Source organism: Candidatus Alistipes pullistercoris (assembly GCF_027665465.1).
In the GTDB taxonomy this organism is placed as follows: domain Bacteria; phylum Bacteroidota; class Bacteroidia; order Bacteroidales; family Rikenellaceae; genus Alistipes_A; species Alistipes_A hominis.
This window is the reverse complement of record NZ_JAQDED010000010.1, coordinates 1-18,428: the sequence shown is the minus strand read 5'-3', so window position 1 is coordinate 18,428 and position 18,428 is coordinate 1. Positions and strand designations below refer to the sequence as shown.

Genomic DNA, 18,428 nt, shown 5'->3' with positions numbered 1-18,428 from the left:
AAAATATTGTTTTCAAATACTCTTCTGTCATTGTTTTTCCGAATACGGCGATGATAGAGTCCGGTGTCGTGTATCAATTTTTGCTGAAAAATCGTTATCTTTAGCGATTAATTTTTTTAGAATGCAGAATCCGAAAGAGGAAAAATATATTCATGTCAAAGGCGCGCGGGTGCACAATCTGAAGAATATCGAGGTTAAAATTCCGCACAATCAGTTGGTTGTCATTACGGGATTGTCGGGATCGGGCAAATCCACGCTCGCGTTCGACACCATTTTCGCCGAGGGGCAGCGGCGCTACGTCGAGAGCCTGTCGGCCTATGCGCGGCAGTTTCTGGGTAAGATCAACAAGCCGGACGTCGATTTCATTACGGGGATCGCGCCGGCCATCGCCATCGAGCAAAAGGTCAATACGCGCAATCCGCGATCGACGGTCGGTACGTCGACCGAAATTTACGACTACCTGAAACTGCTGTTCGGCCGTATCGGGCGTACTTATTCGCCGGTGTCGGGACGCGAGGTACGTTCGCATACGGTGGCCGACGTAGTCAACTACATCGCCGCGCTGCCGTCCGGAACCCGCGTGCTGGTCGCTGCTCCGCTGAAAACGGCCGAAGGACAGGGACTGATCGAGAAATTGACGCTGTTGGTCAAGGAGGGCTTGCAACGGCTTTATATCGACGGACAGTCGCTTTTTATCGAGGATATTATCGTGCAGGCGGACGATTACGCCGGACGCGCCGACTTGCGGATCGTGGTCGACCGGGCGAAAGCTACCGATGACGAGGAGACGCTCAGTCGCTTGGGCGATTCGGTGGCTACCGCATTTTTGCAGGGCGACGGCGTGTGCGACGTGATCGTTCAGCAAGCGGACGGCGACCGTGTCGAGTCGTTTTCGTCCCGTTTCGAGTTGGACGGCATCGTTTTCGAGCATCCGTCGGAACATATGTTCAGTTTTAATAATCCGATCGGCGCCTGTCCGCGCTGCGAAGGATACGGTAAGGTAATCGGGATCGACGAGGATCTGGTCGTGCCGGACAAGAACAAAAGCATTTATCAGGATGCGATCGCATGTTGGCGCGGCGAGACGATGAAGTGGTGGCGCGACCAGTTGGTAATCAATGCCCCGAAATTCGACTTTCCGATCCATCGTCCGTTCCACGAACTTACGCGCGAAGAGAAGAGGCTGCTATGGAAAGGCAATGAGTTTTTCCACGGACTCGACGAATTTTTCAAATTCTTGGAGGGAGAACGTTACAAGATCCAGTACCGGGTGATGCTTTCTCGCTATACCGGCAAGACCGTTTGTCCCGACTGCGGCGGCGGGCGGTTGCGTAAGGAGGCGTTCTACGTGCAGGTTGGCGGAAAGCATATCGGCGAGCTGGTGACGATGCCGGTCGACGAACTGCAACGTTTTTTCGACGGTTTGCGGCTCGACGACCGCGACGGGAAAACCGTTGCGCGGGTGCTGACCGAAATCCGCAACCGGCTCGAATACCTCAATGAGGTCGGTCTCGGCTACCTGACCCTCGACCGGCTGTCGTCGACGCTGTCCGGCGGCGAGAGCCAGCGGATCAATCTGGCTACTTCGCTTGGCAGCAGTCTGGTAGGATCGTTGTATATCCTCGACGAACCGAGTATCGGTCTGCATCCGCGCGATACGAACCGGCTGATCGCCGTGCTGAAAAAACTGCGCGATTTGGGCAATACGGTGATCGTCGTCGAGCACGAGGAAGAGATTATCCGGGCGGCCGATACGATCATCGATATCGGACCGCTGGCCGGTTACCAGGGCGGCGAGGTGATGTTTCAGGGCGGTATCGATCGACTGGCTTCTGCGAAGGACAGTCTGACGGCGAAATACCTGACTGGCGTCGAACGGATCGAACCGCCTGCGAACAAGCGTCGCTGGAATAGCTACGTCGATGTGATCGGAGCCCGGGAAAACAACCTGAAAGGGATCGACGTGAAATTCCCGCTCGGCGTGATGACCTGCGTAACCGGGGTTAGCGGCAGCGGTAAATCGTCGCTCGTTCGCGAAATCCTTTATCCGGCGATCCGTCGGGAACTTTATGAAACGGGGATGAAGCCGGGCGATTTCGAGCGGCTCGGCGGCGATCTGAAGCGATTGAAAGGGGTCGAGATCATCGACCAGAACCCGATCGGGAAATCGCTTAGATCGAATCCGGTCACCTATTTAAAAGCTTACGATGATATTCGTAAACTGTTTGCCGATCAGCCTTATGCGAAGCATAATGGACTGACTCCGTCGCACTTTTCGTTCAACATGGCGGGAGGCCGGTGCGAGGAGTGTCAAGGCGAAGGCGTCATCAAGGTCGGTATGCAGTTTATGGCCGACGTCGAACTGGTGTGCGAAAGCTGCGGCGGCAAACGGTTCAAGGACGAGGTGCTGGAGGTGAAGTATCACGGTCATTCGATTTACGATATTCTCGAACTGACGGTCGATGCTGCCGTAGACCTGTTCGCAGCCTATCAGGACAAGGATGCGATCAATAAAAAGATTATCGAGAAACTGATGACGTTGCAGGATGTGGGACTGGGCTATGTCAAACTCGGGCAGTCGTCGTCGACGCTGTCCGGCGGGGAGAGCCAGCGCGTCAAACTGGCGTCGTTCCTGATCAAGGAAAATGCCGGAGGCCCGATCCTGTTCATTTTCGACGAGCCGACCACCGGGCTGCATTTCCACGATATCCGCAAGCTGCTGGGGGCTTTCGACGCCCTGCTGGCCCGGGGACATACGGTGGTGATCGTCGAGCATAACATGGACGTGATTCGATCGGCCGACTGGGTGATCGACCTCGGGCCCGAGGCCGGCGAGCGCGGCGGCAGGGTGGTTTTCGAAGGAACGCCCGCCGATCTGATGACGTGCCGCGAAAGTTATACCGGAAAATTCCTATCTTTGGCCGAAAATTCGCGGCGGGGGGCTGCGAAGACAAAAAAATGACGATGGAATTTACCTGCTATACCCTGCCTAACGGGATTCGCTGCATTCATAAACAGGTGCGTTCGGCGGTCGTCAACTGTGCGCTGACGGTCAATACCGGCAGCCGGGACGAAGAAATGTCCGAACAGGGGCTCGCCCACCTGCTCGAACATGCGTTTTTCAAAGGAACGACCCACCGCAAGGCGTTCCATATCAATTGTCGGCTCGAGAATCTCGGCGGCGAATTGAACGCCTATACGACGAAGGAGGAGACGGTGGTGCACGCTACCACGCTGCGCGGCGATTTTGCCAAGGCGGCGGAGCTGATCGCCGATATCGTTTTTCATTCGACTTTCCCGCAGCGCGAGTTGGAGAAGGAGAAGGAGGTGATCGTCGATGAAATCAACTCGTACAAGGATTCGCCTTCCGACCGGATTTTCGACGATTTCGAGGATATGATCTTCGTCGGTTCGTCGCTCGGCCACAATATCCTGGGATGTAAAAGCGCGTTGATGAAGTATACGCGGGACGATTTGCTGCGTTTCGTGGCGCGTACTTACAATACCGATCAGATGGTTTTTTCGGTGATCGGCAATGTCTCGGCAAAGCGTTTCAAGGATACGTGCGACCGTTATTTCGGCGGGATGGGGGAGTCGCTGCGCGGTTTTACGCGCGATGCGGTCGTTCCGGTCGCATCCTTTTCGAAAGAGCTCCACCGGAAATGCTATCAGGCTCATTGCATTCTCGGCGGCCGGGCCTACAACCTGAACGACGAACGGCGCGTGGTGCTGTCGCTACTGACGAACCTACTCGGCGGCCCGTCGGCCAATTCGCTGCTGAACCTGGCCGTAAGGGAGCGCAACGGCTTGGCTTATAATATCGAAGCGGGGTTCACCCCGTTCAGCGATACGGGTCTTGCGACGATCTATTTCGGAACCGACAAGGAACGGGCCGACGAATGCCTCGAACTGATCGACCTCGAACTGACGAAAATCCGCAGCGGAAAGTTGAGCGACCGCCTGTTGCATATCGCCAAAAAACAGTACCTCGGCCAGATTACGATCGCGATGGAGAACAACGAGAGCTATATGTTGAGTGCCGCGCGCAGTTTTCTGGTTTACAATAATATCGATGCGATGGAGACGATCCGCGAGAAGATCGGCACCGTCACGCGGGACGAAATCGTCGCGGTGGCCAACGAGATTTACGGGACACAGAACCTTTCGATGCTCATGTACCGGTAGATATGGACGATCTGGAACGATATATCGAGCGGCACGTTACCCCCGAAGATCCGCTACTGGCCGAACTCGACCGGGAGACCCACCTGCGCGTGGTGCAACCCCGGATGATTTCGGGTCATTTGCAGGGGCGGTTGCTGGAGATGGTCGTGCGGATGATCCGTCCGCAGCGGATCCTGGAGATCGGTACCTTTACCGGCTATTCGGCGATCTGCATGGCGCGCGGGCTCGACGAAGGCGGCGAGCTGCATACGATCGAAGCGAACGACGAACTGGAACCGATCGCATCGAAATATTTCATCCGCAGCGGGCTTTCCGGCCGCATTACGCTGCACATCGGTTCCGCGCTCGATATCGCTCCGTCGCTCGGCGTATTCGATCTGATTTTTATCGACGGCGATAAACGCGAATACCCGCAGTATTACGATATGGCCCTGTCGCATCTGGTGCGCAGCGGCAGCTATCTTCTGGCCGACAACATCCTCTGGTACGGGAAAGTGGCCGAAACCGTACCTGTCGGCGACCGGCATACATGGGCGATCCGAGAGTTCAACGACCGGGTATTGCAGGACGACCGCGTGGAAAACGTGATCCTGCCGATCCGCGACGGGTTGAATCTGATCCGGGTAAAATAGCGAAACGAACGGGGCCGTAAAAAAGAGTCTGCCGGTTGGGATCGTGCGGATTTTGTCCTATCTTTGTTCTGCTAAGTTCAAGAAGCAGATTGCGATGAAAATACGTGTGGATTGTTTTCTGCCCGGTATGGGTACGGAGCAGGCGAAAAGCGTAACGGACGGGTTGCGCCGGGAAGAGGCGGTAGACAAAATTTTCTGGGTGGACGGGTCGGAGAACGATCCGGCCGATGAGTGCGAAAACCGGATCGGCGGGCCGTTGTGCGCTTCGGCGACGCTCCGGAAGATCGCCGAAGCGTCCTCTGGGGATTATACGTTGATCTATACCGGCAATGCCGTATTGCGGATGGGAATGTCCGCTCTCGACCGGATGCTGCAAGTTGCGCGGGATACGAATGCCGGGCTGGTTTACGCCGATTATTACGAAGTGCGGAACGGTCGCCGCAGCGAACACCCGGTGATCGATTGCCAGGCGGGCAGCCTGCGCGACGATTTCGATTTCGGGCCGGTTTTGCTGTACCGGACGGACGCGCTGAAACGAGCCGTAGGACAGATGGAACGCGATTACCGTTTCGCCGGGCTTTACGACCTGCGCCTGAGGGTTTCCTGTCGGGACTTGTTGGTGCATATTAACGAATATCTATATTCTGATTTAAAGGATGATGAGTCGGGTGATGTGAATTCTTTATTTAGCTATGTCGATCCGAAAAACCGGGACGCGCAGATGGAAATGGAACAGGCGTGTACCGACCATCTGAAACGGGTGGGGGCTTATCTGGAGCCGACGTTCCGGGAACTGGAGTTCGCCGCAGACGGTTTCGGGTGCGAGGCTTCGGTAATCATTCCGGTACGCAACCGGGTACGGACGATCGCAGATGCGATCGCTTCGGTGCTGAAGCAGCAGGCCGGATTTAAATTCAATCTGATCGTGATCGACAATCATTCGACCGACGGCACGACCGAAGCGATCGACCGCTTTGCAGCGGACGGGCGGCTGATCCATATCGTTCCGCAACGGGACGACCTCGGGATCGGCGGTTGTTGGAATGTCGGGGTGAATCATCCCGGATGCGGCCGGTTTGCCGTGCAGCTCGACAGCGACGACGTATATGCCGACGAACATACGTTGCAGAAAATCGTCGACGCCTTTTACAGCCAGCGGTGCGCGATGGTCGTGGGAACTTATATGCTGACCGATTTCGAGATGAAGCCGATCCCGCCGGGGGTGATCGACCACCGGGAATGGACGCTTGAGAACGGGCGGAACAATGCGTTACGGATCAATGGTCTGGGAGCTCCGCGCGCGTTTTATACGCCGCTGCTGCGCGAACTGAAAGTGCCGAATACCAGTTATGGGGAGGATTACGCGCTCGGGCTGCGCTTTTCGCGCGAATACCGGATCGGCCGGATATACGACGTGCTTTATCTGTGCCGTCGCTGGGACGATAATTCCGACGCTTCGCTCGACATCGTCCGGACGAACCGGAACAATGTTTACAAGGACCGCTTGCGGACGTGGGAACTGCGGGCCCGCATCGCCTTGAATATGAATAAGCAAGTGAAATAACGGATTGTAACCGATTGTATAAAAATGAATTGTCCTGGAGCCGATGAATTGAACGCGTTTTTCGAAAGTCAACTCGCGGAATGGGAGTTTGCCCGGCGGAATTTCGAAGCGCTGCGGCGGATTGAAACCAAGACGTTCGATCTGGACGGTTTTTTGATTCGGGTGCAGTTCAATCCGGCGCGGATCGTTTCGTCGGCCGCAAAGGTCGATGCGGCGTCCGTCGTTGCCCGAAAATGTTTTTTATGTTCGGAAAATCAACCGCCCGAACAGCGGGGATTACCCTGGGGGGACGGTTATCGGGTATTGGTAAATCCGTATCCGATTTTCGCCCGACATTTTACGATTCCTGCGGCGGAACACGTGCCGCAGTCGATCGCGGATCGTTATGGGGATATGCTGGCTTTGGCGCGCTGCTTCGACCGGGAGGTCGTCTTTTACAACGGCCCGCGGTGCGGAGCCTCGGCTCCAGACCATGCTCATTTTCAGGCGGTAGGCAAAGGCGCGATGCCGTTGGAGGCCGAAGTCGGACGTTTTGCGACCGAAAAGGTTCTCGAAGCGTCCGGGGCAGCAGCGTATGCGATCCGCGATTACCTGCGCGGCGGATTCGTGATCCGTTCCGCCGATGCGTCGGCTGCGGCCGCCTGCTTCGGGAAATTGTACGAGGCATTGGAGGTATTGCCGGCGGATGCGGAACCGATGATGAACGTGCTGACGTGGTACGACAGCGACGGATGGACGAGTTGCGTTTTTCCGCGTACGAAGCACCGGCCAGCCTGCTTTTACGGCGAAGGAGCGACCGATCTGTTGGTCAGTCCGGCTTCGGTCGATCTGGCCGGCGTGATGATCGTTCCGCGCAAGGATGATTTCGTGAAGATTACGGCGGAGAATATCCGTGCGATTTTTAATGAAGTATGTATCGACGACAGTGCGTTGCAGCGGATTGTCGGTAAATTGAATATCGGATGAATCGGCAACCGCAGGTAAGCGTCGGGATACTGACGGCGCAACGGATCGGTTTCGTGCTGCATGGCGACTATACGGCGGCGGGAAAGACGGTTGCGGGAGAAAACCGGGTTTCGGCCGACGGCGACCGGGTGCGATGGGACGGAGCGTCTTACGGGCGTTTGCGGTTCGAACCGTGCGGGGCAGATGCTTCTTTTACGCTGAAAGAGGTGGTGATCGGGATTGGTTTTCACTGGCAGCGGACCGAAGACCAGGTATTCCGCGGCGCATTGGAACTGATCGCGGACGACGGACGGGTTACGGCCGTCAACCGTATCGGCGTAGAAGAGTATCTCGTAAGCGTGATTGCGTCGGAGATGAACGCTTCCGCATCGCCCGAACTTCTGAAAGCCCATGCGGTGATTTCGCGCAGTTGGTTGCTGGCGCAGATCGTTCGGCGGCAGGCGGAGCCTGCTGTGGCGGAGTCCAAGTGCATTGTCCGTTCCGACGATGAAGAACGAATCCGCTGGTACGACCGGGAGGATCATTCGCTTTTCGATGTTTGCGCCGACGATCACTGTCAGCGTTATCAGGGGATTACCCGTACTTACGAACATGCGGCCGCGGTACGTCGGGCGGTCGCCGATACCTGCGGCGAAGTGCTGACCTACGGAGGGGAAATTTGCGACGCCCGTTTTTCGAAGTGTTGCGGCGGGGTTACCGAAGAGTTCCGCAATTGTTGGGAGGAGCGCGATTATCCTTACCTGTCGAGAGTGCGGGATTGCGACGGCGATCCTCCGGCACCCGACCTGACGCGGGAGGACGAAGCTGCGCGGTGGGTCGGGGCGTCTGCCGAGGCTTTTTGCAATACGTCTGATCCGGGGATTCTCGGACAGGTATTGAACGGGTACGACTGCGAAACTTCGGATTTCTACCGATGGCGGGTAGATTATACGCCGTGGAAACTGTCCGATCTGGTGCGCCGCCGGTTGGGGATCGACCTGGGGGCGATTCGGGAACTGATTCCCGTGCAGCGCGGCGCTTCGGGCCGGCTGGTGAAGCTTCGGATCGTCGGTACGCAGGGAGCCGTGACTATCGGTAAAGAGCTCGAAATACGGCGCGTCCTTTCGGAGTCGCACCTGTACAGTTCGGCTTTCGTCGTGGAGAAAACGGCGGAGGGTTTTATATTGCGCGGAGCCGGTTGGGGGCACGGCGTAGGGCTGTGTCAGATCGGCGCAGCGGTGATGGGACACCGGGGATTCGCTTACGACCGGATTCTGCTGCACTATTACCGGGGCGCCGCCGTTGAAAAATATTATTGATTCGGAGCGGCCTCGGAGTGCCGTCCGTTGATCGAAAAGAGATGAAGAACCTGAAAAGATCGCCGTGGGCATGGATTCCCACGCTGTACCTTGCCGAGGGGTTGCCGTACGTGGCGGTGATGACCATTTCGGTAATCCTGTACAAGCGGATGGGGGTATCCAATACCGATATCGCGCTGTACACCAGTTGGCTTTACCTGCCTTGGGTCATAAAACCGTTCTGGAGTCCGTTCGTCGATTTGCTGAAAACCAAGCGCTGGTGGATCGTTACGATGCAATTGCTGCTGGGGGCGGGGTTTGCCGGGATTGCGTTCACGATTCCCGCTCCGTTCTTTTTCCAGGCCACGCTGGCTTTTTTCTGGCTGATGGCGTTCAGCTCGGCGACGCATGACATTGCCGCCGACGGTTTCTACATGCTGGCGCTGGATACGAACCGGCAGGCGTTGTATGTCGGGGTGCGCAGTACGTTTTACCGGGTAGCGACCATCATGGGGCAGGGGCTGCTGATTATTCTGGCCGGACTGATCGAAAGCGCGACCGGGACGGAGCCGCTGAGAATCGATGTGAAAGTCCAACCCGGACAGTCGCGGACGGAGTTTCGTTTGCCCGAGACGGCTGCCGTGCCGTCCGGACACTCCGGAGAGCTGCATTTTTTGACGGCGCCCGGGCCGGTGACGATAAGTACGGCCGGAATCCCGCAGGATAGCCTTAAGCGTTGGTTGCAACTGGTCGAAGCGCAAAATCGCGCCAACGGATTCCTGACTTCCGGAGAGCAGCCGGGTACGGCGGTGCGAAACGTCGCGGAGGCCGGATGGTGGACCATTCACGTTTCGGAACCGCTGGGCGGCTGGATCCGGCGTCGTTTCGGCGAACGGCGCGAGGCGGCGGTCGTTAGCGGCTTCTCCGGTGACATCGCGGTTGCGGCGGTTTCGCTTTCCGGCTGTCCGGAGCCGGGACGGGAGGTTGTGCTGAACACGTCGATGAACCGGGGGGACAGGAGCGTTTCGCTCGTCCACGGCGACCGGCTGACGTTCGACGAAACCAACTGGAACCGACCGGCCTACATCGTTTTCCAAGCCGATCCGAAACTGGAACAATCCAGTTCGGCCGAATATAAAGGGCTTTCGGGCAATATCCCGTTCGCCTGGTCGGTCACTTTTTTCGTATTGGCGGGCCTGTTCGTGCTGTTCGGCCTGTGGCATCGCTTCGCTTTGCCGAGACCCGGTTCCGACCGGGCTTCCGCCCGATCGACGCCGCGCGATATCCTGCGGCAGTTTTCGGCCACTTTCGTATCGTTCTTTAAAAAGCCGCAGGCTGCGGCCGCGATCTTTTTTATGCTGACGTTCCGTTTTTCGGAAGCCCAGCTGCTGAAACTGATCAACCCGTTCCTACTCGACCCGAAGGAGGCCGGCGGGCTGGGGCTTACCACCGGCGAGGTCGGACTGGTATACGGTACGATCGGGATTATCGGACTGACGCTCGGCGGGATTATCGGCGGTGTGGCGGCGGCCCGCGGCGGCCTGAAAAAATGGATATGGCCGATGACGTTCAGTATGTTGCTGACCTGCGTCACGTTCGTCTACTTGAGCTTCTCGCAAACGTCGAACCTGCTGGCGATCAACGCCTGCGTTTTTATCGAACAGTTCGGCTACGGGTTCGGCTTTACGGCTTATATGCTCTACCTGATGTACTATGCCGACGGACCGCAGAAAACGGCGCATTATGCGATCTGCACCGGTTTTATGGCGCTGGGGATGATGATTCCCGGTATGTTCGCCGGCTGGCTGCAAGAACAGCTCGGCTACAATCACTTTTTCGTATGGGTCATGCTGTGCAGCGTCGTGCCGGTCGTTGCGGTGTCGCTGCTGAAGATCGATCCGGATTACGGAAGGAGAAAAGAAAACGATAACGGATGAAAAAGAGTTTGTTGATCGGCCTGGCGCTGTTGCTGGCCGGAACGGGCGTCGCTCGCCCGATCGTCGTCAAGACGGGAATAGAGGTGTTGAAAGCGCAGCGGTTCGAACTGCTCGAGGGCAAGCGCGTCGGGTTGATTACGAATCCTACCGGAGTCGACGACGGACTGCGGTCGACGGTCGATATTTTGAACGAAGCGCCGAATGTCGAGTTGGTGGCCCTGTTCGGGCCGGAGCACGGCGTGCGCGGCGATGCGCATGCCGGCGATCACGTTGGCAACCAGACCGATCCCGTGACCGGACTGCCTGTCTATTCGCTGTACGGCAAGACGCGGAAACCGACGCCGGAGATGCTGCGGGGGATCGACGTGCTGGTGTACGACATCCAGGACATCGGCTGCCGGTCGTTCACCTACATCAGCACGATGGGCGAAGCGATGGCCGCCGCCGCCGAGAACGGTATCGAATTCGTCGTGCTCGACCGGCCCAATCCGCTCGGAGGACGGAAGGTTGAAGGGCCGCTGGTGCAAGACGGTTTTTTCAGCTTCGTCAGCCAGTACCGCATCCCGTATGTCTATGGGTTGACCTGCGGCGAATTGGCGATGCTGCTCAACGGCGAAGGGATGATCGGTAAGCCGTGCAACCTGCACGTTGTCGCGATGGAGGGCTGGAAGCGGGATATGGTGTACGAGGACACCGGGTTGCAGTGGATTCCGTCGTCGCCGCATATTCCGCAGGCGGAAACGGCCTTTTTTTATCCGGCTTCCGGAATTGTGGGCGATTTCGGCTACCTGTCGATCGGGGTCGGGTACACGATTCCGTTCCAGATGTTCGCCGCCGAATGGATCGATGCCGAGCAGTTTGCCGACAGCCTGAACGCACTGAAGTTACCAGGGGTGATTTTCAGACCGATCCATGTCAAACCGTTTTACTCGGTCGGACAGGGAAAGCAGTTGCATGGCGTGCAGGTACATCTTACGAAGTACCCCGATGCGCCGCTGACCGATATTCAGTTTTACGTGATGCAGGAGATCGCCCGGCTCTATCCCGACCGCGCAGTGCTGGCCAATGCCGATACGGCGCGTTTTCGGATGATGGACCAGGTGACCGGCAGCGATTACGTGCGCAAGACTTTTGCGGCGCGCAACCGTTTCGAAGATATCCGGGCCTATTGGTACAAGGATGTCGCTCCGTTCAGGACGTTGTCGCGGAAATACTATTTGTACGGGGAGTGAAAGAACGACAATATCCGGCGGAACGTGTCGTGTAATTAAAGAAACAGGAAGATGACGAAAGAAGATTTTATGCGGGAGGCTATCAGCCTGTCCTGCGAAAGCGTTCGGCAAGGCGGCGGGCCTTTCGGCGCAGTGATCGTGAAAGACGGAAAGATCGTTGCTCGGGGTTCCAATTCAGTGACTCTGCTGAACGATCCGACGGCGCATGCCGAAATGACGGCTATCCGCGCGGCCTGTTCCGCGATGAAGGTGTTCCGGCTCGAAGGTTGCGAACTCTATACCTCCTGCGAACCGTGCCCGATGTGCCTGAGCGCTGCTTACTGGGCCGGGATATCCCGGATTTATTACGGCAACAACCGGAAGGATGCCGCAGAGATCGGTTTCGGGGATGCGTTTATCTACGACGAAGTCGTCCTCGCCCCGTCGCGGCGCAGCATTCCGGGCGAGAGTCTGTTGCGCCGCGAAGCGCTCGAGGCATTCCGCCTGTGGCGGGAAAAGCCCGATAAGGTCGAATATTGAATGTTTTCGGGGGGAGTTTATGGATCGGTTTAAAGCAATCCCGCTTCGTACAGCATGATCAGCTCTTCGATGATCTGGTCGTCGCCTTCGGCGTCATAGGTGTCTTTCAGGTTCGCGCCGAACAGGCGCGCGATGCTTTGCCAGAAAAATGCGCGGAATCCGCCGCGCAGTTGTTTGACCAGGTCGTAGGAGGTCTGGTCGGTCTCCCGGTCGATCAGTTTGATCAGCAGCTTTCCTTGCGATAGGGTCATGTTTTTCAGAACGGGAGTGTATTTCCTTTTCAGCGCGCGTTCCATCGCTTTGACGAATTCCTGCTTTTCGCGCTTCGTTTTCATGCTGTCCATGCGCTGTTCCATGGCGTGCAACGTCGCATTGGCTTCGAGCGCAATCGGGTAGACGACCTTCAGATTGTAGATCAGTCGCGACCACCGTCTCTCGTCGGCCGCGCGTTTGAAGACGAACGCCGGTTTCAGGTAAACCGTCGTGATCGTATCCCCGTCCACGACTTTCGTCTGTACCGGGCCGTACTCGGTCATTACCTGCGCCGGAGCTTTCAGGTTCGTCAACAGCAGAATGGCCGCAAGCACCGGGAACAGACAGCGGTTCATGTTTTCGATTTCTAAATAATTTTTACCTTTGCAAAGGTAATTAAAATAAAATTCGGGCGCTGCCCGCTCGGGTATAAAACGTGCATGGAGGACGGATTGTTGTGTTTCCCCGGACGGAACGCGGGCGCGCTGCCCGCAGACTGTATTACGAAACGTTTACGGACAAGATAAAAGAGGAGAGTTAGATTATGAATTGTAAACAACGCATCGGCGAACGGATTTATTGGACGAGCGTCAACGATCGCCGCAAACAACTTTTTGAGAATATCTGGCCATTGCCCAATGGAGTGTCCTACAATTCGTACCTGATTCGGGACGAAAAGTGCGCGCTGATGGATACCGTCGAGAGCGGCAGCGACCGTTCGTATGCGGACTGGGTGTCCGAGTCGCTCGACGGGCGTCCGCTCGATTACCTGATCATCCACCATATGGAACTCGATCATTCGGGCGAGATCGAAAACCTGGTGCAGCGTTACCCGGATGTGAAAATCGTCGGTAACTGTAAAACTTTCCGGGTGTTGGAAGCCTATTTCGGCAAACGGGACAACCTGATCGAGGTGAAGGACGGCGACACGCTGTCGCTCGGATATCACAACCTGAAGTTCGTGTTTACGCCGTGGGTGCACTGGCCCGAAACGATGATGACGTTCGACCAGACCGACGGCGTGCTTTTTTCGGGCGATGCGTTCGGTATGTTCGGGGCGCTCGACGGAGGGGTGTACGACGACCAGACCGATTTCGCTTTCTACGAGGACGAGATGCGCCGCTATTATTCGAACATCGTCGGTAAGTACAGCCCGATGGTGCAAAAGGCGCTCGCCAAATTGCGCGACTATCCGATCCGTACGATCTGCCCGCTGCACGGATTGGTGTGGCGTACCGATCCGTGCAAGGTGATCGGCCTGTACGATCGCTGGAGCAGCTATCAGGGCGAGGACGGCGTCGTGGTCATCTATGCGTCGATGTATGGCAATACGGCGCAAATGGCCGATTACATCGCCCGTCGGATCGCCGAAGCCGGCGTGAAAAAGGTCCGCGTCCACGATGTGTCGAAAACGCATATTTCATACCTTATCAACGATATCTGGCGCTATAAGGGGGTGGTGCTCGGAAGCTGCGCCTACAACCTGCAGATGTTTCCGCTGATGGAGAACCTGACGCGCGAGTTGCTGCATATGGGCGTTAAGGAGAGATTGCTCGGTATTTTCGGTACGTACAGTTGGAACGGAGGGGGCGTCAAAAATCTGAATGCTTTCGCCGAAGAGATCGGGTGGGAGGTGGTCGCGCCCGCCGCGGAGATCATGGGGCATCCCGAGCCCGGAAAAGAGGCGGCCTGCGATGCGTTGGCTGCGGCGATGGCCGCCCGGTTGCTCGGGTAGGGTGTGGTACTGCCGTAGCGTCGTGTTAAAAAAGCGGTAAATGCGGTAATAAATCTCAAAAATTGTTAAAAAATATTAAAAATAAATTGTATTTTTGGATCGCTCAAACGAAAAAACATCCGGCGCAAGGGCCGGAACTGATAGAACTTAAACTTTAAAATAAAAGAAATGGATGCAATTGCAATTTTGACGGGCGGGGGGCCTGCTCCCGGAATGAACACTGTGGTCGGTAGCGTGGCAAAAACGTTTTTACAGAAAGGATACCGGGTGCTCGGACTGCACGGCGGATATTCCGCTCTGTTCACCGACACGCCGAAAATCACCGAGATCGACTTCCTGCTGGCCGACGACATCTTCAATCGCGGCGGATCGTTCCTGACGATGAGTCGTTTCAAACCGTCGGACAAAAACTTCGAAGAAGATTTCAACCTCGACCTGTTCGTCAAAAACAACGTTAAGTTGCTGGTGACCGTCGGGGGTGACGATACGGCTTCGACTGCGAACCGCATCGCCAAATTCTTGGCAGCCAAAAAGTATCCGATCGCCAACATCCATGTTCCGAAAACGATCGACAACGACCTGCCGCTGCCGGCCGGCTCGCCGACGTTCGGTTATCAGTCCGCCAAGGACATGGGTTCGATCATCGGCCGCACGGTCTATACCGACGCGCGTACCAGCGGCAACTGGTTCGTCGTGGCTGCCATGGGACGTTCCGCCGGACACCTTGCGTTCGGCATCGGTACGGCCTGCCACTATCCGATGATCGTGATTCCCGAGATGTTCAACAAGACCGAGATTACCGTCGAGAAGATCGTGAACCTCGTCGTTTCGTCGATCATCAAGCGCAAGATCATGGGACTCGACTATGGCGTGGCGATGATCTCGGAGGGCGTATTCCACTCGTTGAGCGATGCCGAAATCAAAAAATCGGGGATTCATTTTTCGTATGACGACCACGGGCATCCCGAACTCGGCAAAGTGTCGAAAGCTCACATATTCAATGAAATGCTCGAAAAGAAATTGGGCGAACTGAAAATTAAGGTGAAATCCCGTCCGGTCGAAATCGGTTACGAGGTGCGCTGCCAGACTCCGGTCGCTTACGACCTGGTTTACTGTTCGCTGCTGGGTATGGGGACTTATAAGTTGTTCAGCGAAGGCAAGACCGGCTGTATGGTGTATGCCGATCCCGCCGGACAGATTTCTCCGCTGTACCTGAAAGACCTGCAGGATCCCGAAACCGGCAAGATTCCGCCGCGTTTGGTCGATATCAATTCGGACAAGTTTACGATGGTCATCAAAAACATCCTGAACTACGTCACGCCGGCCGATTACGAAGCCGCCAAAAAATACGTGCCGAATCCGGAAGCTTTCGATTTCTACAAGATTCTGGAGTGGAACGAATAATCCGTTCCGCCGGATAAAAAATAGATCAGGGCTGCATCCTTCCGGTGCAGCCCTGATTGTTTAAGTTTTATTTAGATAAGCGCTTACTCTTCGTCGTCCATATCCGCCATATCGGTGTCGATGATTTCATCGTCGTCCTTAATCTCGTCGTCCCCGAAGAAGTCTTTGTCGTCCTCTTCGACCTGATCGTCCACTTTGACGTCCACTTTGATCAGGTAAGAAGTGTCTTCGGTTTCCAATACGATCGCGTAGAAAAAATCCCCGGGGCCTTTGTCGATGCGGATCATGTGATCGGTATATCCGTTCGGATATTGCTTCTTCACCTCATCCCGCAATTCAGGCGAAAGGTTCTTGTAACTGATAGCAACTCGCTTCTTTTGTTTCTTTTCCGTCATTGTTTCCCAAAAATTTTCTGCAAGTATAAGCAAAATTTGTAAATCAAAACACGAACATCCCAAAAAAACTGCAAATTGTCCGTATGGCCTGTTTTTTACTCCGAAACGTTGCCGTTTGGGGTCTGGTTTTTGTGTTTGTTTTTTATTAGTTTTGTCACGGCTTTCCCGTAGGCGGCACAAAAGTAATGCCTTTTATATTAAATCGGTACTATTATGCGGCAGAAAATCGAACAACTTCGCGAACAAATCAATGATCACAATTACCGGTATTACGTACTGAATGATCCGCTGATCGGCGATTACGAATTCGACGCCCTGTTACGCGAGTTGCAGGAGCTCGAAAAAGCCTACCCGGAGTTCGACGATCCCAATTCGCCGACGCATCGCGTCGGCAGCGATGCGACCAATGAGTTTCGCACCGTGGAACACCGTTATCCGATGTTGTCGCTGTCGAATACCTATTCGCTCGACGAGCTGCACGAATTCGATGTTCGCATCCGCAAGGAGGTGGAACCTGTGGAATACGTATGCGAGCTGAAATTCGACGGCACGGCGATCAGCCTGACTTATCAGGACGGTCGCTTGTCGCAGTCCGTGACGCGCGGCGACGGGACGCGCGGCGACGACGTGACGGCGAACGTAAGGACGATCCGCACCGTGCCGCTGCGGCTTGCCGGGGACGATTACCCGTCCTTTTTCGAAATTCGCGGCGAGGTGCTGATGCCGTTCCGCTCGTTCGAACGACTGAACCGGGAGCGGGAAGACATCGGGGAGACGCCGTTCGCCAATCCGCGCAATGCCGCCGCCGGGTCGCTCAAACAACAGAGCTCGGCCGAAACCGCCCGCCGCGAGCTCGACTGCACGCTGTATGCGCTGGTCGGCGACAAGCTGCCGTTCGAAACCCATTACGAAAGTTTGCAGGCGGCCCGACGTTGGGGATTTAAGGTATCCGATCAGATCAGCCTGTGCCGTTCGATCGACGAGATAGACGCTTTTATCCGTCATTGGGATAAGGCGCGTTACGACCTGCCGTTCGCTACGGACGGCGTGGTAATCAAAGTGAACCGTTTCGCCGATCAGAATCGGCTCGGTTATACCGCCAAGGCTCCGCGCTGGGCCGTAGCCTATAAATTCAAAGCGGAGCAGGCCCGCACCCGGCTGTTGTCGGTCGATTTTCAGGTCGGGCGTACCGGGGCGGTGACGCCGGTCGCCAACCTCGATCCGGTGCCGCTGGCCGGCACAACCGTCAAACGGGCTTCGCTGCACAATGCCGAACAGATCGCGCTGCTCGATATCCGGCTCGGCGATATGGTCTATGTGGAAAAGGGCGGCGAAATTATTCCGAAAATTACCGGCGTTGATCTGTCCGAACGTCCGGCCGGCAGCGAGCCGTTCAAGTTCATCACGCACTGTCCGGAATGCGGAACGGAATTGGTCAAATACGAAGGCGAGGCGCGCCATTACTGTCCGAACCCAAGCCATTGTCCGCCGCAGATCGTCGGCCGTATCGTGCATTTCATTTCGCGTAAGGCGATGAATATCGACGGTCTCGGCGAGGAGACGGTGCAACTGTTGTACGATTCGGGGCTGGTCGCCGATATCGCCGATCTGTACCGGCTGAAACGCGAGGACCTGGTCGATTTGCCGCGTCTGGGCGAGAAATCCGCCGACAATATTTTAAACAGTATCCGGAAGTCGTTAAACGTGCCTTTTGACCGGGTGTTGTTCGCGATCGGGATCCGCTTCGTCGGCGAGACGACCGCCAAAACGCTTGCCGCGCAGTTCAAGAGCCTCGATGCGCTTGCCGCGGCTACGCCCGAGGAGCTGGCTACGGCGGAGGATATCGGCGAGCGGATCGCTGTCAGCGTGCGGGATTACTTTCTCGATCCGGCGAACCTGGATATTTTGGAACGGCTGAAGGCGAGCGGCCTGCATTTCGAAGCCGGGGAATCGGCGCGTCTTTCGGATCGTCTCGACGGCAAAAAGATCGTCATTTCGGGGACGTTCGAAAGACATTCGCGCGATCAGTTGAAACAACTGATCGAGGCGCACGGCGGCAAGAATCAGGGAGCTGTTTCGTCCAATACCGATTATCTGTTGGCCGGCAATAATATCGGCCCGGCGAAATTGACCAAAGCCAATAAGCTGGGCGTCAAAATTATCGGCGAGGCCGATTTCGAACGGATTATTGCCGGAGAAGCCGTCGGGGAGAAGGAACACGATGAAATTCCCGTTGCGGAACAATCGTCGTCCGAGAAAAAAGAAGAACCCTTATAATCGGCAAAACGAAAATTCCATCTGACTTTCCGGATATTTCAAAGGATAATCTT

At 56.1% G+C, this 18,428-nt stretch carries 14 protein-coding genes; 12 read left to right on the top strand and 2 right to left on the bottom strand.

The features are described from left to right. Nucleotides 1–121: 121 nt before the first annotated feature. The 9 genes from uvrA to PGR91_RS11680 all read left to right on the top strand — a co-directional run bounded on the left by uvrA (nt 122) and on the right by PGR91_RS11680 (nt 12,312). Entirely contained in the window at nt 122–2,962 is a 2,841-nt protein-coding gene (gene uvrA / locus PGR91_RS11720) for an excinuclease ABC subunit UvrA (RefSeq protein ID WP_118656998.1), read from the top strand. A 2-nt stretch (nt 2,963–2,964) separates the two neighbouring features. Continuing rightward, complete coding sequence (locus PGR91_RS11715; RefSeq protein ID WP_101573439.1) at nt 2,965–4,185, top strand: M16 family metallopeptidase; 1,221 nt, start codon at nt 2,965–2,967, stop codon at nt 4,183–4,185. 2 nt (nt 4,186–4,187) lie between these two features. Continuing rightward, a complete protein-coding gene (locus PGR91_RS11710; protein WP_118656996.1) occupies nt 4,188–4,817 on the top strand; it encodes an O-methyltransferase in 630 nt (209 codons plus the stop codon). A gap of 94 nt (nt 4,818–4,911) precedes the next feature. Further along, nucleotides 4,912–6,381: a glycosyltransferase family 2 protein gene (locus tag PGR91_RS11705; RefSeq protein ID WP_118657062.1), complete on the top strand. Its 1,470-nt coding sequence runs from the start codon at nt 4,912–4,914 to the stop codon at nt 6,379–6,381. Nucleotides 6,382–6,405: 24 nt separating this feature from the next. After that, nucleotides 6,406–7,347, top strand: coding sequence for a DUF4922 domain-containing protein (locus tag PGR91_RS11700; RefSeq protein ID WP_118457208.1), 942 nt, complete (start codon nt 6,406–6,408; stop codon nt 7,345–7,347). Continuing rightward, the gene (locus PGR91_RS11695) at nt 7,344–8,645 is read left to right on the top strand and encodes a SpoIID/LytB domain-containing protein (protein WP_118656994.1); all 1,302 of its coding nucleotides are present in this window, start codon (nt 7,344–7,346) and stop codon (nt 8,643–8,645) included. Before PGR91_RS11700 ends, PGR91_RS11695 begins: the two co-directional genes overlap by 4 nt. A gap of 41 nt (nt 8,646–8,686) precedes the next feature. Further along, a complete protein-coding gene (locus PGR91_RS11690; RefSeq protein ID WP_118656992.1) occupies nt 8,687–10,561 on the top strand; it encodes an MFS transporter in 1,875 nt (624 codons plus the stop codon). Further along, complete coding sequence (locus tag PGR91_RS11685; RefSeq protein WP_055206093.1) at nt 10,558–11,793, top strand: exo-beta-N-acetylmuramidase NamZ domain-containing protein; 1,236 nt, start codon at nt 10,558–10,560, stop codon at nt 11,791–11,793. Before PGR91_RS11690 ends, PGR91_RS11685 begins: the two co-directional genes overlap by 4 nt. A 51-nt stretch (nt 11,794–11,844) precedes the next feature. Next, a complete protein-coding gene (locus PGR91_RS11680) occupies nt 11,845–12,312 on the top strand; it encodes a nucleoside deaminase (protein WP_118457215.1) in 468 nt (155 codons plus the stop codon). Nucleotides 12,313–12,341: 29 nt separating this feature from the next. Here PGR91_RS11680 and PGR91_RS11675 read toward each other — a convergent pair whose 3' ends face one another. Next, complete coding sequence (locus tag PGR91_RS11675; RefSeq protein WP_055206089.1) at nt 12,342–12,920, bottom strand: DUF4294 domain-containing protein; 579 nt, start codon at nt 12,918–12,920, stop codon at nt 12,342–12,344. A 188-nt stretch (nt 12,921–13,108) separates the two neighbouring features. Here PGR91_RS11675 and PGR91_RS11670 point away from each other — a divergent pair, with 188 nt between their 5' ends. Together PGR91_RS11670 and PGR91_RS11665 are read left to right on the top strand one after the other, a co-directional pair. Then, a complete protein-coding gene (locus PGR91_RS11670; RefSeq protein WP_055206087.1) occupies nt 13,109–14,299 on the top strand; it encodes an FprA family A-type flavoprotein in 1,191 nt (396 codons plus the stop codon). Between the two features lie 168 nt (nt 14,300–14,467). Then, on the top strand, nt 14,468–15,703 hold the full coding sequence (locus tag PGR91_RS11665; RefSeq protein WP_101573320.1) for a 6-phosphofructokinase: 1,236 nt from the start codon (nt 14,468–14,470) through the stop codon (nt 15,701–15,703). Between the two features lie 83 nt (nt 15,704–15,786). Here PGR91_RS11665 and PGR91_RS11660 read toward each other — a convergent pair whose 3' ends face one another. Then, nucleotides 15,787–16,098: a hypothetical protein gene (locus PGR91_RS11660; protein ID WP_055206083.1), complete on the bottom strand. Its 312-nt coding sequence runs from the start codon at nt 16,096–16,098 to the stop codon at nt 15,787–15,789. Nucleotides 16,099–16,308: 210 nt separating this feature from the next. Here PGR91_RS11660 and ligA point away from each other — a divergent pair, with 210 nt between their 5' ends. Beyond that, on the top strand, nt 16,309–18,375 hold the full coding sequence (gene ligA / locus PGR91_RS11655) for an NAD-dependent DNA ligase LigA (RefSeq protein WP_118656990.1): 2,067 nt from the start codon (nt 16,309–16,311) through the stop codon (nt 18,373–18,375). Nucleotides 18,376–18,428 lie beyond the last annotated feature (53 nt).

Bases quoted from the DNA above. Each gene is read 5' to 3' on its own strand.
- uvrA (WP_118656998.1), top strand. From the start codon at position 122: ATGCAGAATCCGAAAGAGGAAAAATATATTCATGTCAAAGGCGCGCGG.
- PGR91_RS11715 (WP_101573439.1), top strand. From the start codon at position 2,965: ATGGAATTTACCTGCTATACCCTGCCTAACGGGATTCGCTGCATTCAT.
- PGR91_RS11710 (WP_118656996.1), top strand. From the start codon at position 4,188: ATGGACGATCTGGAACGATATATCGAGCGGCACGTTACCCCCGAAGAT.
- PGR91_RS11705 (WP_118657062.1), top strand. From the start codon at position 4,912: ATGAAAATACGTGTGGATTGTTTTCTGCCCGGTATGGGTACGGAGCAG.
- PGR91_RS11700 (WP_118457208.1), top strand. From the start codon at position 6,406: ATGAATTGTCCTGGAGCCGATGAATTGAACGCGTTTTTCGAAAGTCAA.
- PGR91_RS11695 (WP_118656994.1), top strand. From the start codon at position 7,344: ATGAATCGGCAACCGCAGGTAAGCGTCGGGATACTGACGGCGCAACGG.
- PGR91_RS11690 (WP_118656992.1), top strand. From the start codon at position 8,687: ATGAAGAACCTGAAAAGATCGCCGTGGGCATGGATTCCCACGCTGTAC.
- PGR91_RS11685 (WP_055206093.1), top strand. From the start codon at position 10,558: ATGAAAAAGAGTTTGTTGATCGGCCTGGCGCTGTTGCTGGCCGGAACG.
- PGR91_RS11680 (WP_118457215.1), top strand. From the start codon at position 11,845: ATGACGAAAGAAGATTTTATGCGGGAGGCTATCAGCCTGTCCTGCGAA.
- PGR91_RS11675 (WP_055206089.1), bottom strand. From the start codon at position 12,920: ATGAACCGCTGTCTGTTCCCGGTGCTTGCGGCCATTCTGCTGTTGACG.
- PGR91_RS11670 (WP_055206087.1), top strand. From the start codon at position 13,109: ATGAATTGTAAACAACGCATCGGCGAACGGATTTATTGGACGAGCGTC.
- PGR91_RS11665 (WP_101573320.1), top strand. From the start codon at position 14,468: ATGGATGCAATTGCAATTTTGACGGGCGGGGGGCCTGCTCCCGGAATG.
- PGR91_RS11660 (WP_055206083.1), bottom strand. From the start codon at position 16,098: ATGACGGAAAAGAAACAAAAGAAGCGAGTTGCTATCAGTTACAAGAAC.